At 49.6% G+C, this 21,003-nt stretch carries 20 protein-coding genes, 1 tRNA gene and 3 pseudogenes; 5 read left to right on the plus strand and 19 right to left on the minus strand.

Annotated features, from left to right (window positions below; genetic code table 11):
* Position 1: 1 nt before the first annotated feature.
* Both MKQ70_RS24290 and MKQ70_RS24295 read left to right on the plus strand, forming a co-directional pair.
* Positions 2-3,173, plus strand: a pseudogene (locus MKQ70_RS24290) (efflux RND transporter permease subunit).
* A complete protein-coding gene (locus tag MKQ70_RS24295) occupies positions 3,166-4,560 on the plus strand; it encodes a TolC family protein (RefSeq protein WP_248074911.1) in 1,395 nt (464 codons plus the stop codon). Before MKQ70_RS24290 ends, MKQ70_RS24295 begins: the two are co-directional and overlap by 8 nt.
* 117 nt (positions 4,561-4,677) lie before the next feature.
* Here the strand turns inward: MKQ70_RS24295 and MKQ70_RS24300 are convergent, their stop codons facing one another.
* From MKQ70_RS24300 to MKQ70_RS24310, 3 genes are all read right to left on the minus strand, one after another.
* Complete coding sequence (locus tag MKQ70_RS24300; protein WP_248074912.1) at positions 4,678-4,953, minus strand: TfoX/Sxy family protein; 276 nt, start codon at positions 4,951-4,953, stop codon at positions 4,678-4,680.
* A 12-nt stretch (positions 4,954-4,965) separates the two neighbouring features.
* Positions 4,966-5,475 (minus strand): hypothetical protein, encoded by a 510-nt coding sequence (locus MKQ70_RS24305; protein ID WP_248074913.1) that lies wholly within the window; start codon positions 5,473-5,475, stop codon positions 4,966-4,968.
* A 90-nt stretch (positions 5,476-5,565) separates the two neighbouring features.
* Positions 5,566-6,396 (minus strand): SRPBCC family protein, encoded by an 831-nt coding sequence (locus tag MKQ70_RS24310; protein WP_248074915.1) that lies wholly within the window; start codon positions 6,394-6,396, stop codon positions 5,566-5,568.
* A 58-nt stretch (positions 6,397-6,454) separates the two neighbouring features.
* Here MKQ70_RS24310 and MKQ70_RS24315 point away from each other — a divergent pair, with 58 nt between their 5' ends.
* Entirely contained in the window at positions 6,455-7,405 is a 951-nt protein-coding gene (locus tag MKQ70_RS24315) for a hypothetical protein (protein ID WP_248074917.1), read from the plus strand.
* Between the two features lie 35 nt (positions 7,406-7,440).
* On the opposite strand, the gene MKQ70_RS24320 is transcribed toward MKQ70_RS24315, so the two are convergent.
* Positions 7,441-8,340 carry a DUF8464 domain-containing protein gene (locus MKQ70_RS24320; protein WP_248074919.1) on the minus strand — a complete coding sequence of 300 codons (900 nt, stop codon included), beginning with the start codon at positions 8,338-8,340 and terminating at the stop codon, positions 7,441-7,443.
* Between the two features lie 47 nt (positions 8,341-8,387).
* Between MKQ70_RS24320 and MKQ70_RS24325 the strand changes: the two genes are divergently transcribed.
* Complete coding sequence (locus tag MKQ70_RS24325; protein ID WP_248074920.1) at positions 8,388-8,912, plus strand: SMI1/KNR4 family protein; 525 nt, start codon at positions 8,388-8,390, stop codon at positions 8,910-8,912.
* 222 nt (positions 8,913-9,134) lie between these two features.
* Here MKQ70_RS24325 and MKQ70_RS24330 read toward each other — a convergent pair.
* The 15 genes and pseudogenes from MKQ70_RS24330 to MKQ70_RS24405 all read right to left on the minus strand — a co-directional run bounded on the left by MKQ70_RS24330 (position 9,135) and on the right by MKQ70_RS24405 (position 20,447).
* Positions 9,135-9,206 (minus strand) — tRNA-Arg (locus MKQ70_RS24330).
* Positions 9,207-9,258: 52 nt separating this feature from the next.
* Positions 9,259-9,735 carry a hypothetical protein gene (locus MKQ70_RS24335; RefSeq protein WP_443657960.1) on the minus strand — a complete coding sequence of 159 codons (477 nt, stop codon included), beginning with the start codon at positions 9,733-9,735 and terminating at the stop codon, positions 9,259-9,261.
* Positions 9,687-11,037: pseudogene (locus MKQ70_RS24340) on the minus strand (AMP-dependent synthetase/ligase). The gene MKQ70_RS24335 and the pseudogene MKQ70_RS24340 overlap by 49 nt, the downstream one beginning before the upstream one ends.
* 9 nt (positions 11,038-11,046) lie before the next feature.
* Positions 11,047-11,334: a 2TM domain-containing protein gene (locus MKQ70_RS24345; RefSeq protein ID WP_248074922.1), complete on the minus strand. Its 288-nt coding sequence runs from the start codon at positions 11,332-11,334 to the stop codon at positions 11,047-11,049.
* Between the two features lie 68 nt (positions 11,335-11,402).
* The gene (locus MKQ70_RS24350; RefSeq protein ID WP_248074923.1) at positions 11,403-12,077 is read right to left on the minus strand and encodes a YceI family protein; all 675 of its coding nucleotides are present in this window, start codon (positions 12,075-12,077) and stop codon (positions 11,403-11,405) included.
* A 119-nt stretch (positions 12,078-12,196) separates the two neighbouring features.
* The gene (paaN, locus tag MKQ70_RS24355; RefSeq protein ID WP_248074925.1) at positions 12,197-13,822 is read right to left on the minus strand and encodes a phenylacetic acid degradation protein PaaN; all 1,626 of its coding nucleotides are present in this window, start codon (positions 13,820-13,822) and stop codon (positions 12,197-12,199) included.
* Positions 13,823-14,137: 315 nt separating this feature from the next.
* Positions 14,138-14,548: a hypothetical protein gene (locus MKQ70_RS24360; protein ID WP_248074927.1), complete on the minus strand. Its 411-nt coding sequence runs from the start codon at positions 14,546-14,548 to the stop codon at positions 14,138-14,140.
* Positions 14,526-15,227: a tetratricopeptide repeat protein gene (locus MKQ70_RS24365; protein ID WP_248074929.1), complete on the minus strand. Its 702-nt coding sequence runs from the start codon at positions 15,225-15,227 to the stop codon at positions 14,526-14,528. The genes MKQ70_RS24360 and MKQ70_RS24365 overlap by 23 nt, the downstream gene beginning before the upstream one ends.
* A 107-nt stretch (positions 15,228-15,334) precedes the next feature.
* Positions 15,335-15,736 (minus strand): DUF1015 domain-containing protein, encoded by a 402-nt coding sequence (locus MKQ70_RS24370; protein WP_248074931.1) that lies wholly within the window; start codon positions 15,734-15,736, stop codon positions 15,335-15,337.
* Positions 15,736-16,550, minus strand: a pseudogene (locus MKQ70_RS42645) (DUF1015 domain-containing protein). The gene MKQ70_RS24370 and the pseudogene MKQ70_RS42645 overlap by 1 nt, the downstream one beginning before the upstream one ends.
* Positions 16,551-16,661: 111 nt before the next feature.
* The gene (locus MKQ70_RS24385; protein WP_248074935.1) at positions 16,662-17,684 is read right to left on the minus strand and encodes an IS110 family transposase; all 1,023 of its coding nucleotides are present in this window, start codon (positions 17,682-17,684) and stop codon (positions 16,662-16,664) included.
* A gap of 359 nt (positions 17,685-18,043) precedes the next feature.
* Positions 18,044-18,586, minus strand: coding sequence for an SUKH-4 family immunity protein (locus MKQ70_RS24390; protein ID WP_248074937.1), 543 nt, complete (start codon positions 18,584-18,586; stop codon positions 18,044-18,046).
* Between the two features lie 136 nt (positions 18,587-18,722).
* Entirely contained in the window at positions 18,723-19,430 is a 708-nt protein-coding gene (locus MKQ70_RS24395) for an SMP-30/gluconolactonase/LRE family protein (protein WP_248081614.1), read from the minus strand.
* A complete protein-coding gene (locus MKQ70_RS24400) occupies positions 19,412-19,615 on the minus strand; it encodes a hypothetical protein (protein ID WP_248074938.1) in 204 nt (67 codons plus the stop codon). The genes MKQ70_RS24395 and MKQ70_RS24400 overlap by 19 nt, the downstream gene beginning before the upstream one ends.
* 31 nt (positions 19,616-19,646) lie before the next feature.
* Positions 19,647-20,447, minus strand: a complete 801-nt coding sequence (locus MKQ70_RS24405) for an AraC family transcriptional regulator (RefSeq protein ID WP_248074939.1) — start codon at positions 20,445-20,447, stop codon at positions 19,647-19,649.
* Positions 20,448-20,586: 139 nt separating this feature from the next.
* On the opposite strand from MKQ70_RS24405, the gene MKQ70_RS24410 reads away from it, so the two are divergent.
* On the plus strand, positions 20,587-20,979 hold the full coding sequence (locus MKQ70_RS24410; RefSeq protein WP_248074940.1) for a DoxX family membrane protein: 393 nt from the start codon (positions 20,587-20,589) through the stop codon (positions 20,977-20,979).
* The last annotated feature ends 24 nt before the right edge of the window (positions 20,980-21,003 follow it).

Below are 21,003 nucleotides of genomic sequence, written 5' to 3' on the forward strand. Positions count from 1 at the left end.
AATGACAGATCAATGTTTAATAAATTCATACAGCGGCCTCCTATCGATCGTTATTTCGCTGATTATCGTATTCCTGGGTATCCTGGCTATTACCCAATTGCCTGTTACACAGTTCCCATCCATCTCTCCGCCCAAGGTAAACGTTACCGCCGATTACCCGGGTTCGAACAACGAGCTGATGGTAAAATCGGTGCTCATTCCACTGGAACGTGCACTGAACGGCGTTCCCGGCATGAAGTATATGCAGTCGGACGCCGGTAACGATGGTGAAGCCACCATCGGTAGTGTTTAATCTCGGTACCGATCCTAACCAGGCAGCACTGAACGTACAGAACAGGGTAGCATCCGTGGTAAACAAACTCCCGCCGCTGGTGGTGCGCGAGGGCGTGAAAGTAAGCCGCGAAGAATCGAATATGTTGATGTACATCAACCTGTACAGCCAGGACCCGAACGCCGACATGAAATTCCTGTTCAACTTCGCGGATATCAACATCCTGCCGGAACTGAAAAGGGTGGATGGTGTAGGTTATGCAGACATTCTCGGTACGCGCGAATACGCGATGAGGATATGGCTGAAACCCGACCGCATGCTGGCTTACAAGATTTCGACCGACGAGGTGATGGAAGCATTGGCCTCGCAAAGCCTGGAAGCCTCTCCCGGTAAAACGGGTGAAAGCTCGGGTAAAAGATCGCAGGCATTTGAATATGTATTGAAATACACGGGCCGCTTCACCACGAAAGAAGGTTACGAAAATGTAATTCTCCGTTCCAGCCCCAACGGTGAGATTCTTCGCCTGAAAGATGTGGCGGAGATAGAGTTTGGCAGCTCGATGTACGACATCTACTCCAACCTGAACAACCACCCGTCCGCGGCCATCGTACTAAAACAATCTTACGGCAGTAACGCCAGCCAGGTAATCGAGAACGTAAAGAAACGCATGAAGGAAATTCAGGCCGAATCGTTCCCGAAAGGCATGAGTTACGAAATCAGTTACGACGTATCAAAGTTCCCGGATGCCTCTATCGAAAAGGTGATCCACACCCTCGTGGAAGCCTTTATCCTGGTAGGGCTGGTAGTATTCCTGTTCCTTGGCGACTGGCGCTCCACGATCATCCCGGCCATGGCGGTACCGGTATCGCTGGTCGGAACGTTCTTTTTCATGCAGTATTTCGGCATCACACTGAACCTGATCACGCTGTTCGCGCTGGTACTGGCCATTGGTGTGGTGGTCGACGATGCCATCGTGGTGATTGAAGCTGTGCATGCGAAGATGGAAGAAGAGCATCTATCGCCGCTACGGGCCACGCAACGGGCCATGAAGGAGATCAGCGGGGCGATTATTGCGATTACCTTCTTGATGGCGGCGGTGTTCATACCCGTGGCGTTTATGTCGGGGCCGGTGGGCTTGTTCTACAGGCAGTTCTCGATTACCATGGCCACCGCGATCATACTGTCCGGTATCGTAGCATTGACACTTACACCCGCCCTTTGCGCCATGATCCTGAAAAATAATCATGGTCATAAAAGGAAGAAAACGCCGGTGAACAGGTTCCTGGATGGATTCAACAACCTGTTTAACCGCGGCGCCCGCAAATACGAAGGATTGCTCGGTCGGATCGTAACACGCCGATTGGTCACCTTCCCGGTACTGGGACTGTTCTGTTTAGGCACCTGGTTCCTGCATGGGAAAGTGCCTACTGGTTTTATTCCGAATGAAGACCAGGGGCATGTTCTACGCGATTATTCAAACGCCCCCGGTTCTTCACTGGAACGCACCAACGAAATAGCAGAACGCTTACAGAAAATTGCGGAAGGGATCGACGGTATTCAATCTGTATCGGCACTCGCGGGTTACGAAATCCTGACCGAAGGTACTGGCGCCAACTCCGGCACCTGTCTTATCAACCTGAAAAACTGGAGCGAGCGTAAACACTCAGTGCAGGAAATCATGGACGAGCTGGAAGAGAAAGCGAAAGACATTTCCGGCGCCACCATCGAATACTTCCTACCACCAGCCGTGCCTGGATACGGTGCTGCCGGCGGTTTTGAGCTGCGTTTGCTCGACAAAGCCGGTTCCGGTGACTATAAGAAAATGGAGCAGGTGAGTAATGATTTTGTGAAAGAACTGCGCAAACATAAAGAGCTTACTTCTCTCTTCAGCTTCTACAGCGCCAGCTTCCCGCAATATATGTTGCATGTGGACAATGACATCGCACAACAAAAAGGCGTAAGCATTGAGAACGCGATGAACACGCTCTCTACTTTGTTAGGTAGTAACTACGAGATCAGCTTCATCAAATTTGACCGTCAATACAAAGTGATTGTGCAGGCTGCGGCGCAATACAGGGCCGAGCCGGAAGACATCCTGAAATTGTATGTAAAGAATAATAAAGATGAAATGGTGCCTTTCTCCACTTTTATGAAGATGGAAAAAGTGTATGGTTTGTCAGAGATCACACGTTACAACATGTACAATGCCTCTGAGATCAGCGGATCCGCCGCACCAGGCTACAGCTCCGGCGAGGCAATTAAACTGATCGACGAGATTGCGGCCAAGACCTTACCAAGAGGCTTCGCGATCGACTGGGCCGGTATTTCGAAAGATGAAGTGGCGCAGGGCAACCAGGCCATTTACATTTTCCTGATCTGTCTTGGTTTCGTGTACCTGATCCTGGCCGCGCAATACGAGAGCTTCATTCTGCCACTGGCCGTGATCCTATCCCTGCCTACGGGCATCTTTGGCGCATTCGTGCTGCTGAAATTAATGGGACTGGAAAACAACATTTACGCACAGGTAGCGATGGTTATGTTGATAGGCTTACTGGGTAAGAATGCCGTGTTGATCGTGGAGTTTGCCGTACAGAAGCACCGGGAAGGCTACACTGTATTCGAAGCCGCCATGGAAGGATCCAGGGTGCGTTTCCGCCCGATCCTTATGACCTCCTTCGCGTTCATCGCCGGTTTGATTCCGCTTGTATTTGCAACGGGTCCCGGCGCACTCGGCAACCGAACTATTGGTACGGCTGCAGCGGGCGGTATGCTGTTCGGGACAGTGTTCGGGGTGCTCATCATCCCCGGCCTGTATTACATATTTGGGCGCATTGCTGAACGATACCGGTTAACGAAGATTGAAGTAGAAGAACCTTTAACAGAAGAAATTGAACATGTATAACATAAAAAGAATCACCTGCGCGGGACTGCTGGGCCTTAGTCTGGCAGCCGCCAGCTGTAGGGTGCCGGCGGTCGATACGCGTACCGAAAACCGCTCGGCGCCCGACACCTATGCGGGCAACGGCGACACGAGCAACATGGCAAACATCCAGTGGCGCAACTTCTTCACCGATAAAAACCTGGCAGCGCTGATTGATACCGCACTGAAAAACAACCGGGAGCTGCAGATCACCCTGCAGGAAATAGCGATCGCACGCAGTGAAGTCCGCGAAAGAAAAGGAGAGATCCTGCCCAGCGTAAGTCTTGGCGGCGGTATTGGCGTTGAAAAAGTGGGGCGCTACACCAGCCAGGGAGCCGGCGATGCCACCACTGAAATCAAACCCGGTAAAGAAATGCCCGATCCGTTAATGGATTACAAACTGGCTATTTACGCGAACTGGGAAGTAGATATCTGGAATAAACTGCGCACCGCGAAAAAGGCTGCCATTACACGTTACCTCTCTTCTGTAGAAGGCAGGAACTTTGTTTTGACCAACCTGGTAGCGGAAATCGCCAACTCCTATTACGAGCTGCTGGCGCTGGATAACCAGCTGGCCATTGTGAAGCAGAATATCGACCTGCAGAAAAATGCGCTGGAAGTAGTGAAAATTCAGAAAGAGGCCACACGCGTGACGGAACTCGCGGTGCAAAAGTTCCAGGCGGAAGTACTGAAATCACAGAGCCTCGAATTTGATATTCAACAGCAGATCAAGGCGACCGAAAACCGAATCAACCTACTGCTGGGCCGCTTTCCGCAGAACATTGCGCGGACGCAGGACAGCTTCCTCGATATGCTGCCTTCATCGATACAAACCGGTATTCCTTCGCAACTGCTGGTGAATCGCCCGGATATTAAACAGGCGGAACTGGACCTCGCGGCATCGAAGCTGGACGTACAGGTAGCGCGTAAGGAGTTTTACCCTTCCTTTGGTATTTCTGCAGGATTTGGCGTACAGGCGTTTAATCCCTCGTACCTCACCAAGCTGCCGGAATCGTTGCTGTACTCACTGGCCGCCGATCTGGCCGGACCATTGATCAACCGTAACGCCATACAAGCGCACTTTGCCAGCGCAAACGCGCATCAGGTACAGGCAATGTATAATTACGAACGTACGATCGTGAATGCCGTGCAGGAAGTATCCACGGAGCTCTCAAACATCGAAAATCTCTCTAAAAGCTATACGCTGAAATCGCAGCAGGTAGATGCATTAACGCGCTCTATCGACATTTCGAACGACCTGTTTAAAAATGCGCGCGCGGATTATTTAGAGGTACTGATGACGCAGCGCGATGCGCTGGAAGCGAAGCTGGAGTTGATCGAAACAAAAAAGCACAGTTTAATGCGGTAGTGAACGTATATAGAGATTTGGGGGCGGTTGGAAGTAGTAAGCCTTCTCTGAATGGAAGCCGGCCCTTGTGGCCGGCTTTTTATTTCTTTACCGTACGCGTGAATGCCACCGCCAGTTTCACCCAGCGATCGAGGTCTTTTTAGTGGGCATCACCACTTCGTCTACATACACATAGCCCTTCATGGGCTTGCTGCGCATTACCATTTCAGTAACCCCATCTTCTTCCAGGTAAGCAGCATGCATGGCCGGATCAATACGACACATCATTTTTGTGCCACCAGCGGTGAGGCAAAGCTTATCATCGAGCATAAAAGCGGTGCGGCCGAACATCTTCTTTTCTTCGATGCCCTCCGTGTTGCTTAATGCCTGCCGGAGTCGATCAGTGAGGTCCATATCTTTCTTATTTTAGTTACCATTCCCCGTAGACAATACGTTGCGCCTGCCCTCCATTATATGCTCTACCTTTTCGTCTACTTCTTTCCGGACTACTTCCGGATCAACATTTTTAATGGCTCCGCATTCTTCGACCAGTTCATTTAACAAGTGCGTTTCCATATGCTTACACCTAAACATCCGATATGGATGCGGAGTATTCATAATATCGCGTACTGGCAGACGTTTGTCAAACAGCATCAGGATTATTTCCTCCATCAGGAAACAATCGATAGGCCCGTATTCACTTTTCTCAAAATGCCCATCCTGCATTTCCTTGAGCCCCTTGACATATTGCCAGGCCCTTTGCCTTAGTAGTTCCCGGACGTAGGAACCGGGCTGCCCCATTGACCTCACCTTCGAAAACACCAGCAGGTTTACCATATCAAGCAGGCACATTTCTTTCGCGACGAGAATTTCTTCTTTAGTGATACCATTTATCACTACAACCCGCTCGCCGGTCAGGTTTAAATAGAGTTTCATTCGCTCTGTACTTGCTGGATCAAATAACATAATAATAATCGTTTGTAAAACAATCAGTATAAATAATTAAGTTATTGGGTGAGTTTTCACCTATCTTTTTTCCACCACCTCTTTTATAATACGAAGCGTCTCATCCCACATACCGGCATGTTCTTCCACATATTTCCGGGCAAGCGGGCCAGCTTCCAGATGAAGTTCGTAATCATCCTCCCCAACTTTTACCAGTCGGTATTTCTCCGAATATTCCCCGGGCTGGCTGCCGGGTTGCGGGTCTGGATCGTCATACATATCTGCCTGCAGCAACTGCTGCGGTTCGTGTGTTTTAATGATGCCCCGTGCACCTACATTCCCCTCTTCATCGTACCAGGTGATAGCTGTACCCGGCTCCCAGCTTGCTTTCACTTCGGCGCCACCGCCGAATGCCTTACCCCACTGACCATTCGGGTGCAATAACACCTCCCATATTTTTTCGGCAGATGCCTGTAGTGAAACGGACTTTTTGATGACTGCTGTTTCGATATAGTTTTTCAAGGAATCGCCCAATATAAAATTCCAGCCTTGCGTAAAGCTTTCTACGGCGAAGTTCGGGTCGTCTTTCGGAAAACTTTCGAGGCCTTCGTGCGTGAGCTTCAGGCGGGTTTTATCGGGCGCTTCTTCCGTAAGTTCAAATGTTACCACAGAATAACCTTCATAATCCGGGTAGCGCCAGCTGCAACTTAATTTATGCGGAGGACTTACTTCGAGAATTTCACACTCATGGAGATATTGTACGTTTTCATCACCGCCACTGAACTGGAACTTAAAGCCCTTTTCAGGCTTAAATTCCTTGAGATCGAAGTACCATATTTTCATTTGGTCCTTATCCGTAAGGGCCTGCCAGAGCTTGCGGACAGTCGTGTTATAAATTTGCTCAACAGTCATATGGATGAGTTTTGGTGCGCCTATGAAAATTACGTAAATTCAGGAAAACACCCTAATTATGAAGTTTAACCCTCCCCAATTACTTTGCGCCGTTGGCATGCTCGCTTTAACGGTATTGTTTTCCTGTAGTAAGTCTGATGGACCTGAACGCCAACTCCTCAAGCCGAAGGACGTATCGCTTGATAAAATGGCTAATATCAACTGTTTTGATCCATGGAACTACACCCTCGCCAATTACTACTATGCGTTGCTTTTTCCGTGCGAGGTTACTGCGAATCACATCGCCTCTAATCTGGCAGCGGTCGACCGTCAGAAGCGAATCGATTCGATTATCAAAGCCAATTCCTACAAGTACCCGGAGCACATTTTTTCCACTGCTCCGTCTCCTTGTACCACGCCTCCGGGCAATTACACGTGGTTACCACTCTTCGGCACCTCGGTTGTGTTTAACACAGTTGACGGCGCGATCTCCGAATTTTATAGCGCATCGTCTGCCGTATTCACTATTTACGTCCTGCAAAACGGCATGCACGGAGGCGGTGTATTCTTAGGTTTACAGAACGCCACCAGCGCCAAAACATTCGGATTTTATCCGAATCAAACCTACATCTATCCGACAAGTGGCTGTGGCGTCACCGGAAGGTCCAGTAGTCTGACGGTGCCTGGCGAGATCAGGAACAATGCTGACATTGTATACTCTGTCAGCATCTCAAAAACATTGAATTCTTTCCAGATGCAAAACCTGTTTAACTATTTGCGGAATACGGGTAGCAGCTTTTACAATTACAGCCTGAGTTATTTTAACGAGGTCCATTATGCACTAGGTGCAGCCAATGCGATCGGCCTCTCCGTTTATGAGCCTGTGAGTGGCGCTTATGGGACCGCATCAACACCAAGAACACCCTACGAATTGGCGCAAAACATAGCAGTGATGACGACGACACCTGCCGGCGTTACGATTAATAAACTAGGGGGCATTACACCCGGCGTATCTGATATTATTGAATAACAAACATGGGGGCTGTCCGACCAGGGCGGCCCTCATTAACGCGATCTCCGATAAACCCTCACCGGCCTGCTGACCGGCGGCGCCAGCCACTCATTCAAATCCTTGAACCGTGCATACAACGCACTGCGGTCCTTAAACTTCCCATCCGTTTCCATCAGCAACTCCGTTAATTTCCTACCCGTACTATCCCTATCAAGATATAGATTGATCTCATGATGCCGCTCAAAAAACGGCCTTGCTTTCTCTATCAGCGAAACTGAATTCAGCACAAGGAAATTACTCGCAGACTGCTGATACTTTGGTTCCAATGCCAGGTAAGAAAGAAAATCAAAACAACCTTCAAACATAGCCAGCTGGTCGCTTCCGTTATCGATAAAGGTGATATCCTTCGGCGAACTGCTTATTTTAAAATAGGGATTACGCAACTCATAACCACCGGAGCGATTTTTAAACCCGATGGCAAAGTATTCACGCTTGTTAACTTGGTAATGCACTTCGCTGCAATGTTTACGGGCAATGTTCATCGGAATGCCACGGGTTTTCAGATACGCGAGCAATGCGGGCGCCGACAGTGTTTCCTCCCGTAAGATCGTCACCTTTCCTTCATCGGAGTCCACGATCGTACGTTCTGCCAATGGCACAGAAGCATAGTTCTGCACCTTTGCCGAAGACTCCAGCTTCTCTGCTACCGCAGCAAGATCGCATTCAAAATAAAGCATGGCAAAGTCGATCACCGTTCCGCCTTTTCCCATTCCGAAGTCGAACCAGAGCTGCTTCAGCCGATCTACTTTGAAGGACGGGGTGCGTTCCATGCGGAGCGGGGAGTGGTACCAGTAGTTGTTTGCACGGATCTTCGCGGGGCGATGGCCGAGGTAGTCGAGGTATTCTACCAGGTCGATGTTTGCTTTTATGTCTTCGAAGGATAACCTGCTCATGGCTTCATCAGATGGTTTTTGTAAATTAGAAACGAACAATATCCGATATGTACAAAAACATTTTAAATATACAGGGCAATATTCATATTACAGGTAAAAAAGAAGCACTTTCTGAATTACCTCCTTCTTATCAACAATTTGCCCCGGAACTGGGGTACGGACTTCTATGCGGGTTATTTATTATCTACATCCCTTTTGATGCGCCGCATGAGAAACATCCTGACTCGTTAGACATCGCAGCAGAAAGAATGCAGGAATATTTAAGCCGGTACCTCGATGCCGAGCTGTCGATTCTGGAAGAAGAAAAGGAACAGGCACTGATTAAAAGGGCGGTTCCCTTTGGCATTAGTGAAAACGGTCATTTTTTGTTCTGGGATCGGCAAAACGCTCTTCCAAACGGCGAGTGGCCTATTTACATGGCAGATTTCCCGGTAAGTATTACCCATGTTGCAGACAGCCTGCATGAACTGATTGCGAAATTAACGGACACACAGACAGTCCGGTCGGTTATGCAGTTTAACAGGGAGGCGTTGCCGAAGGTTTTTTCGCCTTATGAGTGGGTGAAGTATTAGTAAAGTTGTACTATGAGAGGATTTCATTCAAATTCTCACTTACTAGTAATGGCAGAATTCCATCTTTTGTCTAGATAATCCTGAAAATGTCCAGATAATGTCCAGATTAAGACATAAAGTGTCCAGATAATGTCCAGATTAAGATTTTCAGTACAAATCGAAGAACACCAACGAAATCATCAGGCACAAAAAAGGCCTTAAGTCATCAACTTAAAGCCTTTGTAGCCCCGCCAAGAATCGAACTTGGATCTAAAGTTTAGGAAACTTCTATTCTATCCATTGAACTACAGGGCCAATAATTATTGGGAGTGCAAATTTACGCGTTTTCCGGAGAAAACCTAAATTATTACGAATAGATCCGCTCGATATCTGCTTCATACTTATTTGTGATCACCTTCCGCTTCAGCTTCAACGTCGGCGTCAGTTCCCCGCCCGCCACCGTCCACTCCTGCGGCAACAAGGCAAATTTCTTCACCTGGTCGATGTGGTTAAAAAACTGGTTGTACTTGTCTACCGCCTGTTTAAACAGCTCTACCACCGGGTGGTAGCGAATCACCTGCTCATGGCTTGTAAACTCAAGTCCCCGGCGTTTACACCAGTCTTCCAGGTTCTTGAAATTCGGTACGATAAGCGCGCCGGTAAACTTCCGGTCGGCGCCTACCACCATGATCTGTTCTATATAAGGACTTTCTTTAAACTTGTTCTCGATGGGCTGCGGCGCCACGAACTTGCCGCCACTGGTTTTAAACAGCTCCTTTTTCCGGTCGGTGATCTTCAGGAAACGCCCGTCGGCCAGGGTGCCGATATCCCCGTATGAAACCAGCCATCCTTAATCGCCTCCGCGGTCAGGTCGGGGCGTTTGTAGTAGCCAATGGTTACATTCGGGCCTTTGCAAAGTATTTCCCCATCTTCAGCCAGCTTCACCTCCACATCCGTAATCAATGGTCCTACAGTACCGAACATCCTGTCTTCCACCTCGAAACGGTTCACGGCGATCACTGGCGATGTTTCCGTGAGACCATACCCTTCCAGGATAGGCATGCCTGCGGCGGTAAAAATCTTCAGCAGGCGTACCTGGCAGGCGGCTGCACCTGTTACAATACACTTAATGTTGCCGCCCAGTGCCTCCCGCCATTTGTTAAATACCAGGCGGTTCGCGAGCGCCAGCTCTATTTTATACCAAAACGGCAATGGCCGGTTAATTTCATATTGCTTACCCACATTCACCGCCCAGAAGAACAGCGCCCGCTTAATGCCTTTCAGCGCCAAGCCTTTCGCCATGATCTTTTCGTAAACCTTCTCCAGCAAACGGGGTACTGTGGTGAAAATACCCGGTTTCACCTCCCGGAGGTTGTCGGCGATCGTTTCCATGCTTTCGGCATAATAGATAGATACTCCGGCCATCATGTATACATACGACACCATCCGTTCAAATATATGATTCAGGGGAAGAAAGCTGAGGGCACGGGCATCGGGCGATACCGGCAGGTACGGAATGCAGGCCATCACATTGCTCAAAACATTGCGATGCGTGAGCATCACCCTTGGGCACACCGGTGGTACCGGATGTATAAATGATCGTGAGCAGATGATCCGCAGTAATAGTGCTGCTGATCGCATCTACGCGGGCAAGGGTTTCCGGGGTGGCCATGTTGGGCAGGTCCGACCAATGCTGCACACCGGCGGCGCGATCATAAGTGAAGATGTGAAGCAGGTGCGGCAGTCGTTCGCGAATCTGCGCGACCTTATCGAGCATATGGCTGTCGCTCACGAACAAGGCCCCGGCCTCGGAATCGTTAAGTACAAACTCCAGTTCGGGTTCGCTGATCGTTGGGTAAATGGGCGCCAGCACAACGCCTGCCTGCTGACAGGCAAGGTCGGTTAGCAACCACTCGGGGCGGTTGGGCGAAAGTATCGCGATTTTCACCTGGTGTTCGGGACGCAGATCGTCTCCACCCAGGCCAATATTCAGCAGCCCCGCGGCAAATTTCCGGGTAATCTCCAACACCTCCTGCGTGCTGTATTTTTTCCAATCCTGTCCTTCTTTCCTGGCCAACATATCCGGTTTGGGATACCGCGACAGCTGCCAGGCCATAACGTCGAATAATCTGATGGGGTGCTGCATAATGTGAGATTAATATCCTCGCCGCTCCTGCTCTTGCTTCAACTTTTCATATTCATTTACCGCATCGCCAAACGGATCGCGGTGATATGCGTTGAAGTAGGCGAAAGCCAGGCCAATACCCCACCCCAGGCTGGGCCAAATGGGCCAGGGCGTACCATTTTTGTTATTATCGGTGATGAACCAGAGCGCCCACAAAAACGCATTAATTACCAGGTAGGTAATCAGGTGCGACTTGAAACCGGCGCGGTGACGAGCGATGCGCCAGAGGCGTTCATCTTTTTGTTGACTTGTTTCCATGAAATTATAGGTTTAATTAAGTTTAGCGGCTTAACTAAATATAAGGTTTTCTCACGGAAATCCCCCGGCTATCTTTTGGCCCTGATATTCAGCCGCACGTTCACCAGCGAGTTGATCAGCCGGTCCTGCAGCGATTTATCAGCGCGATAGGTGATGCCCCATTGGGTACGGTCGATATTGAAGTTTGCCTCGGCATTGATCTCCTGCGGACTTACCACAATTTTAGCGGGGAAGCTGATGTTTTTAGTACTGTCTTTCAGCGTCAGGTTTCCTTTAACCAGGTGCGTAGCATCTTTGAGCAGCACTTCCGCATCCTGCGTACCCGGGTGAAAGACGCTCACTTCGGTGATTTCGAAGCGGGCAGTGGGATATTTTTCCACATCAAAGAAGTTAGGGCCATTGAGTTCATCCTCCAGCTTCTTCTTCATATCTGCATCCTTGACCAGGTCGAGGTTCTGGAGGGTTTTCATATCTATTTCCAGGCTGCCACCGGTTAACGACGAATCGTTAGCGTGCAGGTTCCCCTTCGAAAATTTGAATACGCCTTTGTGCTCGCCCGTTGGCTTGGTGCCGATCCAGGTAAGCAGGCTCGCGTCTTTATCCAGTTGATATTCGTGCCCTTCGGGCGTTGTCTGCACTGCCTGCGGTTCGGTCACCTTAGCCTTGTCGGCCTTGGGCGCCTGTTTACAGGCCGCAAAGGTAAAAATGGCAATCGTAACTAAAGGTGTAAGCTGTTTAAACATGGATACACGTTTTGGTGATAAAATATAGGTTACAAAAGCGAAAAACAGGCCAAAAGGCGGCCGCCGCTGAAGTAAGTAGCACACCGGCGGCCTTATAGCAGCTCAGGAGTTGATAGCCTCTAACTTATCTGCATCCTGTTACCGATCCACACAAAGCGTTTCAGGATGAACTCCGGGTTCGTGAAACTCGCGTTGCCAGCCGGGTTGCCGCCGGTAACGTGAAAGTCGGAGAACGCCGCGTGCTGGTTTACCCATATAAAACCGGTAAAGTTGAACGACACCGGGGTGAATACGCTGTTCATTTCCTCCTCGATCTGTGCGCGCACCGCGGGGTCCGTAGTGTACGCGCCACATGTGATCGCCCCGTGCTGACGGGCAATTTCCTTCGCCAGCCGGATGCTTTCGGCCGTATCGTTCGTGCGCACCAGCAATATCACGGGACCGAATAACTCCCGCGCATACACGTCCTTGTCGGCCGCATTTACCTCCAGAATGGTGGGCGAACAGGTACGGGCCTTCGCGAACTCATCGTTGGTCACCGGCCCGCCAACCAACAGCACGCCCGCACCCAGCGATCGGGCCGACTGTGCCCGCAGCACCGTCACTTCGCTCTGCACCGCCCCCAGCGTACCCGGCCCCATCTTGGGATTGGCCACAAGTGCGCTTACCGCATCGCGGATCTTACCGGCAACTTCGTCATATAACCGTTCCGGTATAAAAAAGTTCTGCGGCGCCGTGCACATCTGTCCGGAATATAAGCTCACTGAAAACGCGAGGTTTTGCGCCACGGCGTCCATATTATCGGCCGAGTCGATGATCACAGAGTTCACACCCGCCTTTTCGGTAAACACCGTTTTGCAAGGTAGCTGCTCTATGTAATTACCAAAGGATGAACCACCGGTATAGTCGATCAGCGCCACTTCCGGATGTTCGCATAGCGCTTTCGTATTTAAATGCTCGCTGGTATCAGCGGCCAACTGACAAAGCAAAGGGTCCAGACCGTTTTGCTGCAATACCTGCTGAATAGCCGCGACCACAATGGCAATAGGCAATACTGCTTTCGGATGCGGCTTTACCAGCACGGGATTGCCGGTCACCAGGTCGGCGTATATGCCTGGCAGTGAGTTCCACACGGGGAAAGTGGAACAACCGATCACCAGTCCTACACCTTTGGGAATGGCGCGGAAATGCTTTTCCAGTACGATGCTCGCCTTGCCCATCGGCTTTTCCCAGGTAAGTTGTTCCGGATACCGCTGCAACTCCCGGTAGCCCATGGCAATGGCTTCCAGCGCCCGATCGTTTGCATGGGGACCGCTTGCCTGAAAACTCATCATGTAACTCTGTCCCGTGGTATGCATCGTGGCATAGGCAATTTCAAAAAAGTGGCCTTTGATGACCTCCAGCGTTTCGGTGAGTATCGCCGCCCGCTCGGTTACCGGCAGCTTCGCCCAGGCCCCTCCGGCGGCTTTGGCAGACATTACCAGCGCATCGGCCGGAACAATCGGGTAACTCACGCCCAACGGCTCGAGGGTGTAAGGCGATACTTCTTCGCCCTGCCAGTTGTCGGAGTCCTGCAAAAGTCGCTGAAAAGGTTGGCCCAGCTGGGATTTAAAGGCAGCTTCGCCCGATTGAGGCGCTTCTTCACCATACGCTTTGGGATGTTCGGGGTACTGCGCGTAAAAAGTTCGGTCATGGCTGGCTTTCACCGCATTGTCTAAAATGTCTTGGTGTTTTGCGAAAAGCATATCGTGGATTTTAATTAATTGCTACTACAACTAATTTACGCAATTATCAGCGTCTCTGCCAACAAAAGTAGCTACCCTGGTGCCGAAAGCAGTCCAAAATTGTGGTGAATGCGCTCCAAAGCGGGGCTGTAATCAGCCTCCCCCAATAATCCTTCGGTAATCCCTCGGTGATCCTTCGGTCATCCTTCGGTGAAGGTACGTCTAAGCCGCGTCCCGACCGAACAACACCGAAGGATCACCGAAGGATGGCTGAAGGATCAGCGGCATGAAAAAGCGGCCGGGATTACCCGGCCGCCCACAAATATGCTGTTTCAATTATCTTGTAATGCTCAATTTACCCGGATTCGCATAAAACTCGTCGGACCGCAGTTTCAGCGGGTTATTCCGCTGGTATTTCGCAAACTCGTCGTACTCCTGCTTGTGGCTGTTGGTCCAGGCTTTATAGTCGCCCTGGTTACTCACTGGACCAAACACCCACTGGTTATACGCTACGAACATCCCATCCTTCAACAGTTTGCGTTGAAAGTCGAATAAAGCGTAAGGGTATTTGAGGCTGTAAAAGTTGTACCAATCCAGCAAAAAGCGGGTGCGCAGCATCACGAGCCCTTCCGGCTCAATGCCCGTCATCACAACGCTTACATGCTTTGCCATGGTTTTGCGGAAAGCAGTGGCAAAGTCCAGGTCCGGGATGTCGCTTTTCTTTTTACCGGTGCTTTGCCGGTACATCGTCCGGGATGTTGTTGAAGATCGCGGGATCGTCGAACAGCTTTTTATAAGAATCCACCAGCAGGTTGCGCACTTCAGCCGTACGGGTGGTATAGCTTTCGAGGTTCACGAAGGTTTCGCCGTACAGGATCGTCCAGGTGGGATCTTTACCGTAGTACAGGGAAACAGCTGCGTGGTAATAGTTTCCTGGGAAATTAGGATCCACCTGTATGCCCTTCACCCAGGTTTGCACCGCGGCCGACACGTTTTTAAGGTTCGACTGGAGTTCTCCGTAGTCATTATGCAGTTCGCCGCTTTTCGGAAATTTCCGCAATCCTTTCTTATAGGTTTTCTCAGCGCCGGAAAAATCGCCTTTCGCCTGGTAAATATTGCCGGCAATCTGGAAGACTTGTGCATCCGCATCTCTCTTATCAAGCAGCGGTTCCACCACGCTCTTGGCGCGGTTAAAATCATTCCGCAGGTAATAAGCGAAGGCGAGGTCTTTCCGCAACTGGAAATCATCGGGCGACTGCTGCAAGGCCTGGTTCAATACCAGCACGGCGTTGGCGTAATCGCCGCTGCGCATGAAGGTACGGGCCGTGTTATGCAGTTCCGCTGCGTCCTGCGCGGCTACCCGGGTTACGGAGAGCGCGCTGGCGATGATCAAAATCCAAATTCTTACTGCCTTTTGCCACTGCATGTGCTGATGTTTTTTTACAAAATTACGGAATAAAATACAGGCGGGATAGGACGGTAACGGCGGAAAAGCAAACGCTTCCCCGCCGTTAAGATAGGAATTTATCCGTTTCAGATCGTATGTGTCAGCAATCCATCCCGCAGTTTAGGCTCAAACCACGTGCTTTTCGGCGGCATTACATTGCCACTGTCCGCAATATCGAACAGCTGCTGAATAGTAACGGGATACAGCGCAAAGGCCACCGCCATTTCGCCACTGTCTACCCGCTTCATCAGCTCCTCCAGCCCACGGATGCCACCTACAAAATCCACACGTTTATCGGTACGCGGGTCTTTGATGCCGAAGAGTTTATCCAGCACATTATTTTGCAAGATCGTCACGTCAAGCACCCCGATAGGATCGTGGGTATGCGTGCCTTCCTGCGCCACCAGGCGGTACCACTTTTTATCTATATACATGCTGAACTCGTGCAGCATGGAAGGCTTCTGCGGAAGATGCCCCACTTCCTCCACTAAAAATCATATTCCAATTGAGAAATCAGCTGCTCCTTCGACAGACCGTTCAAGTCTTTCACCAACCGGTTGTAATCGAGAATTGCCAATTGACTTGCCGGGAAAATCGTTGTCAGGAAATACGCACTGCTATTGGGATCCGCTTTATGCACCAACGCCGCCGAAGCCGCGCGGTGATGCCCGTCCGCAATGTAGGTAGCAGGTACTTTTTCACTGAACAGCTGCGTGATATCCGCTACAGTGGCTACGTTATCAACCACCCAGACCGTATGGCTGATGCCGTCATCCGCTGTAAAATCGTACACCGGCGCATTATCCTGCATCCAGCGGTCGATCTCCGCATTCAGTTCGGGCACGTCTTCGTAGGCCAGGAACACATTGCCCGTTTGCGCACGCGTGGCGGTAATGTGGTTAATGCGGTCCTGCTCCTTTTCGGGGCGGGTAAATTCATGCTTTTTAATAATGCCTTCGTTGTAGTCAGCTATCGACGAAACGCAAACGAGACCGGTTTGTGCCCGGCCATCCATCACCAGCTTGTAAATGTAATAATATGCTGCGGGGTCTGGAACAGGGTACCGTCCGACTGCAACCGTTGCAGATTGGCGGCAGCCTGCGCATAAACAGCCTGGTCGTGTACGTCGGTACCGGCTGGCAAATCGATTTCTGATTTGGAAACGTGGTAAAAAGAATGTGGATTGCCGGATGCTTCGGCTTTTGCCTCTTCGGAGTTGAGCACGTCGTAGGGACGGGCAGCTACTGATTTTGCCAGCGCGGGCTGAGGACGTAATGCGCGGAAGGGTTTGATACTTGCCATGGTCTGTCAATGCTGGTTAAGAGCTTCAAAAATAGTAAAAATGATGCCAGCTTATCCGGATGACAAGTTGGTAATCAACTATTTTTCGCTCTTCAGCCCCCGTTGTGTTTTCTATGGTTTTTGCAAATTTTGGTAGATATAATTTTTATCGAACCTCGTCTGTTTTTGTACAACGGCTGTTATAGTTAGGACGATTTTGTTTCTTAAAGCGTTTATAACGAGCATCTTGTGTTTTCCTTCGGCTATTTTTCTCCGAAAATAATCCCCAAAGCTGTTTTTCATTTTGGTGGCTGTCAGGGCACACATGTGCAGGAGGCTTTTAAGCACTCTATTAGCTAAATGACTGACCCTGGCAGGCTTTCGCACGCTGCTGCCGCTTCGTCGTTCAAATGGAACAACGCCACAATAACTACCTAGCTGTTTGCCCGATTTCACTTGCTTAAATCCATCGGTGTAGCAGATGAGGTGATAAGCGGTGATAGGCCCTACAGAAGGAACGCTGGTGATCAAGCTGACCTGACGGCGCATTTGGGCGTCCTCCTTAACCAGTTGGGCGATGTCCTCATTGATTCGTTTAAGATCGAGTTCAAGGCCCTGTATGCCCGCTGTGTATGGTGTGGTTTTAGGAACGCCACTCCAGTCATAGAAGGCTTTCTCTTCCAATGGCTGTTTGAGGGCCTTTAATACACTCAGTAATCTCCGACGCTGTGCCAGTAGTTGCTTAAGTGTGGTGATTACTGATATGGGTTTTTTCCATAGCTGCAACTCATCACTATGATGCTTAGCATAACGAGCGATGTCTAATGCATCTTTGGGATCGCTTTTCTTACGGATATCGCGGATGCTCCTTTTGATATTAGCGGCATTTTCCAGACTCACGGCTATTTGCTGGCTGTCCAGGTAATGAACAACGGCCTCATTATAATGCCCTGTATTCTCAATACAGATCAATAACTTTTTGATAGTGCCGCCCATCAGACTACGAAGCCACTTTTTCATGTCAGCAAACCCTTTGTTACTTTGTTCAAAACAGTTGCTGTAGGGGTACTTTACATCACCTGACAGCAACACACAGATATCTATTTTGCTCTTGGATACATCTATTCCGGCAAAATGAACGAATTTTACACTCATTGGTTTTGTTTCTTTTGGGACCCGCGAAGATCCATGAATAAAGCCAGTGAGATCAACCAGTTTGAACTTTCCCTAGACCTTTAATAAGCTCTACGTTTATTTTCTATTTGGGTTTTGTTCAAACCAGGCTACGGCAGGATTAAAACACAACCTGGGTTTTACCCTTGTCACTCTAAAAGTGCCTGCCGTAGTCCGGTTGACCTTACAGTTATCCACAATCTGCGTGTTAATTCACAAAAAGAAAAAAGAACCAAAAAAGAAAAAGTTATAGTAGTAATAGTAATAATATCTTCTCTTTTGTTTCTTTTCACAAACCTAAAGGTCACACCCTTCAGCCGCAACGCGCTGCCCGGGCGTTTTTACGCGTTTCCACGCTCCCACTCCAGGTACTCCAGTTCGGCATTCCAGAAGCTGCCATTATCAAGTGCGCGGCGGTCCGCTTTGCGTAGCAAGGACTTCAGTTGTTGCATTTCCGTGTCGGTAAACTTACGGCCACCATTTTCTGCCGCCAGGAAGTCCTGGTAGCCCACAAGACATTGCGCAAAATGTACAATAGAAGCATTAATGAACACCCGCTCGAAGTGCTGATCGTGATCCAGGTAAACGATCTCATTCTTCCGCGCCAGGTCAATGCATACAGGCGCGCCGGAACCATTGGTACCAATCATCAGGTAGTTGTCCAGCTCTTTGTCGCTGGTGCCCAATACCTCGTTTACTGTGGAAATGTACTTGTTGTCTACAAACTTTTCAAAAGCCAGGCAAGGCTCGCAGTCGGCCGGCAGGCCGCAACCTTTCAAAAAAGTAACGGTGGCGGCGGATAAACCGGGACGGGAAAGCTCTGTGGCACTAAAGGCATGGATGGTTTCGGTATAGGATTTCCAAAGGTTTCTGGTCAATTGCATGCTAACATTACATTTATCGCTTCACCTAAAGGTAACAATTATATAATAAAAAAACTTCACCCGTTAGTTACAATAAAGCCCTTTAACCCGGTAAACCGGACTAAAGGGCTCAATATCAATATATAAATATTTTTAATTATTCAACACCTTTTACCCGCATTTGCAGCGTATACAGACTTTCGGAGGCGGTCATCACCAGCACGTCCCGTCCTTTACCGGCGAAGCAAAGGTTGCCCACCCATTTTTTTGAGGGAACGGGAATGTTGCCGAGCTTCTTACCGTTCCTGTCAAATACGGTAACACCGTTTCCCGCGAGGTACAGGTTGCCCTCGCTGTCTAGCGTCATACCATCGGTGGTGTTTTGCGCGAACTCCTGTTTATCGGTCAATACGCCGGCGCCCCGGATGCGGTAGCGGAAAATTTTACCCACGCGGATATCGGCTACGTACAGGAACTTCCCGTCCGGCGAACCTACAATACCATTTGGCTGTTGCAGCGTAGTGTCAAGGGCTATCGGCTGTTTCTTACCTTTGGGCAGGTAATAAATTTTCTGTTTATCTACATCTGGCTGCTTACGCGTCCAGTAATTACGCTGGTAGTAAGGATCGGTAAAATAAATGCCGCCGCGTTTATCGATCCAAAGGTCGTTGGGCCCGTTCAGTTTTTTACCGGCGTAATCGCTCATCAGCACCGTTACTTTTTTATCGGGCGTAATAGACCATAATTCGTTGTGTTCGTCGGAGCAGGAAATGATATTTCCTTTCTTATCGAAATACAGCCCGTTAGCGCGGCCGGTTTTATCCATGAACAGGCTGAGTTGCCCGTCTACACTATATTTCCATATCTGATCATTAGGCTGGTCCGTAAAAACACATCGCCCTTTTTGTTTACGGCAGCACCTTCGGTAAACTTAAACTGGGCAGACACTAACTGTATTACCGCGCCCGGGGCAACTACGGGCAAGGTGGAATCCTGGGCGGACAGGCTGCCTGTCCACATCAACAACAATAACAACTGGAATTTTCGCATGGTCACGTTTTGTGAAAGATAATAAAAAGCATTACAGGAAGTTAGTCACTTTATCCCCGCGCTTCCGGAACGCGGTAGGACTGGCCCCCATCTGCTTGCGGAAAAATTTATTGAGATGACTTTCGTCGGTAAACCCCAACTCGTCGGCAATTTCTACGATGCGCATATCGCTGTGCAGCAGGCGCGCTTCAATAAGTTTTACGCGATAGTTGGTAATGTATTGCTGCATGGTTTCGCTGGTATGCTTCTTAAAAAAGCGGCCCAGGTAATTGTCCGATATCCCGAAATGTTTGCTCACGGCCTCGGCACGGATCTTTTCGGGATAGTAGATATTATTTTGAATGTAGTTAAGAATGTCGATGGCCTTTTCGTCGGTATGCGCAGTTACCTGCTCCGGCACGTAGCGTGCAATATTTCGGGCTACGATCACGATTAGCGTGTTCACCAGCTGGCGCACTACTTCCTGGTTGTACAGGTCCTGCTGTTGCCGCTCGCGGGCAATGGCTTCCACGATGGCCTTTACCAGCTGCTTGTCCGGCTGGTTTTTCAGAATGCAGCCGGGGGCATGGTTAGCGTTCTGCAAAATGTATTCGAGGCGGCGAATGTCTTCTGCATGAAAGCCCCCAGACTTTATATAGATGTCGTTAAAGCGCAGGAAAAAGAAATCAGTGGGAGTGTTGATGTTGAAAGAGTGGCAGTCGTCCGGCGCAAGCAGCATCATATGTCCCGCGTGATAAGAAAAATTGTTCTTGTTCACACATTGCACGCCGGTGCCGGATATGACGTACACCAGTTCAAAAAAGGTGTTTATGTCCGCCTTTGGGGCAATCATGCACAGTTTTATACTCGATCTCAAAGGGCTCGTACAAGCTTTCCTTTTTCATGGCCTAAAAATACCGAAAATCAGAAAATATGTACAAGAACGAAGCAACTTTTCCGGGACATCTTTGCGCTATCAAAAAATAATTGCTATGAACACGACAAGCTTTTTATTAGTAAGACTGGCTTTGGGCGCCAGCATGTTCGGACACGGTCTGGTACGTATGCCTAAACTCCGTGGCTTCAGCGAATGGATGGTGGGCAGCTTTTCCAAGTCGATGCTGCCGGCGGCTTTGGTCACCCCATTCAGCTATTTCGTGCCTTTTGCAGAACTGGTGATCGGTATTTTGCTGCTGCTGGGACTATTTACAGCGCAGGCGGCTTTTGCCGGCGGACTGATTATGGTAGCGCTGATTTTCGGCAGTTGTATGATCGAACATTGGGATTCCATTGGATCGCTGCTGATGCATGCGGCGTTATTCGCACTGTTAACCGGCTTTGTGCAGTATAACAGCTGGGCGGTGGATAAGGTGCTGCGGCCCTGAGGATGTTATATTCCCCCAGTTTAC

This window comes from Chitinophaga sedimenti, from assembly GCF_023156195.1.
Lineage (GTDB): Bacteria > Bacteroidota > Bacteroidia > Chitinophagales > Chitinophagaceae > Chitinophaga > Chitinophaga sedimenti.

Coding starts and splice junctions, on each gene's coding strand:
- MKQ70_RS24295 (WP_248074911.1), top strand. CDS start 3,166: ATGTATAACATAAAAAGAATCACCTGCGCGGGACTGCTGGGCCTTAGT.
- MKQ70_RS24300 (WP_248074912.1), bottom strand. CDS start 4,953: ATGGACCTCACTGATCGACTCCGGCAGGCATTAAGCAACACGGAGGGC.
- MKQ70_RS24305 (WP_248074913.1), bottom strand. CDS start 5,475: ATGAAACTCTATTTAAACCTGACCGGCGAGCGGGTTGTAGTGATAAAT.
- MKQ70_RS24310 (WP_248074915.1), bottom strand. CDS start 6,396: ATGACTGTTGAGCAAATTTATAACACGACTGTCCGCAAGCTCTGGCAG.
- MKQ70_RS24315 (WP_248074917.1), top strand. CDS start 6,455: ATGAAGTTTAACCCTCCCCAATTACTTTGCGCCGTTGGCATGCTCGCT.
- MKQ70_RS24320 (WP_248074919.1), bottom strand. CDS start 8,340: ATGAGCAGGTTATCCTTCGAAGACATAAAAGCAAACATCGACCTGGTA.
- MKQ70_RS24325 (WP_248074920.1), top strand. CDS start 8,388: ATGTACAAAAACATTTTAAATATACAGGGCAATATTCATATTACAGGT.
- MKQ70_RS24345 (WP_248074922.1), bottom strand. CDS start 11,334: ATGGAAACAAGTCAACAAAAAGATGAACGCCTCTGGCGCATCGCTCGT.
- MKQ70_RS24350 (WP_248074923.1), bottom strand. CDS start 12,077: ATGTTTAAACAGCTTACACCTTTAGTTACGATTGCCATTTTTACCTTT.
- paaN (WP_248074925.1), bottom strand. CDS start 13,822: ATGCTTTTCGCAAAACACCAAGACATTTTAGACAATGCGGTGAAAGCC.
- MKQ70_RS24360 (WP_248074927.1), bottom strand. CDS start 14,548: ATGTACCGGCAAAGCACCGGTAAAAAGAAAAGCGACATCCCGGACCTG.
- MKQ70_RS24365 (WP_248074929.1), bottom strand. CDS start 15,227: ATGCAGTGGCAAAAGGCAGTAAGAATTTGGATTTTGATCATCGCCAGC.
- MKQ70_RS24385 (WP_248074935.1), bottom strand. CDS start 17,684: ATGAGTGTAAAATTCGTTCATTTTGCCGGAATAGATGTATCCAAGAGC.
- MKQ70_RS24390 (WP_248074937.1), bottom strand. CDS start 18,586: ATGCAATTGACCAGAAACCTTTGGAAATCCTATACCGAAACCATCCAT.
- MKQ70_RS24400 (WP_248074938.1), bottom strand. CDS start 19,615: ATGCGAAAATTCCAGTTGTTATTGTTGTTGATGTGGACAGGCAGCCTG.
- MKQ70_RS24405 (WP_248074939.1), bottom strand. CDS start 20,447: ATGATTGCCCCAAAGGCGGACATAAACACCTTTTTTGAACTGGTGTAC.
- MKQ70_RS24410 (WP_248074940.1), top strand. CDS start 20,587: ATGAACACGACAAGCTTTTTATTAGTAAGACTGGCTTTGGGCGCCAGC.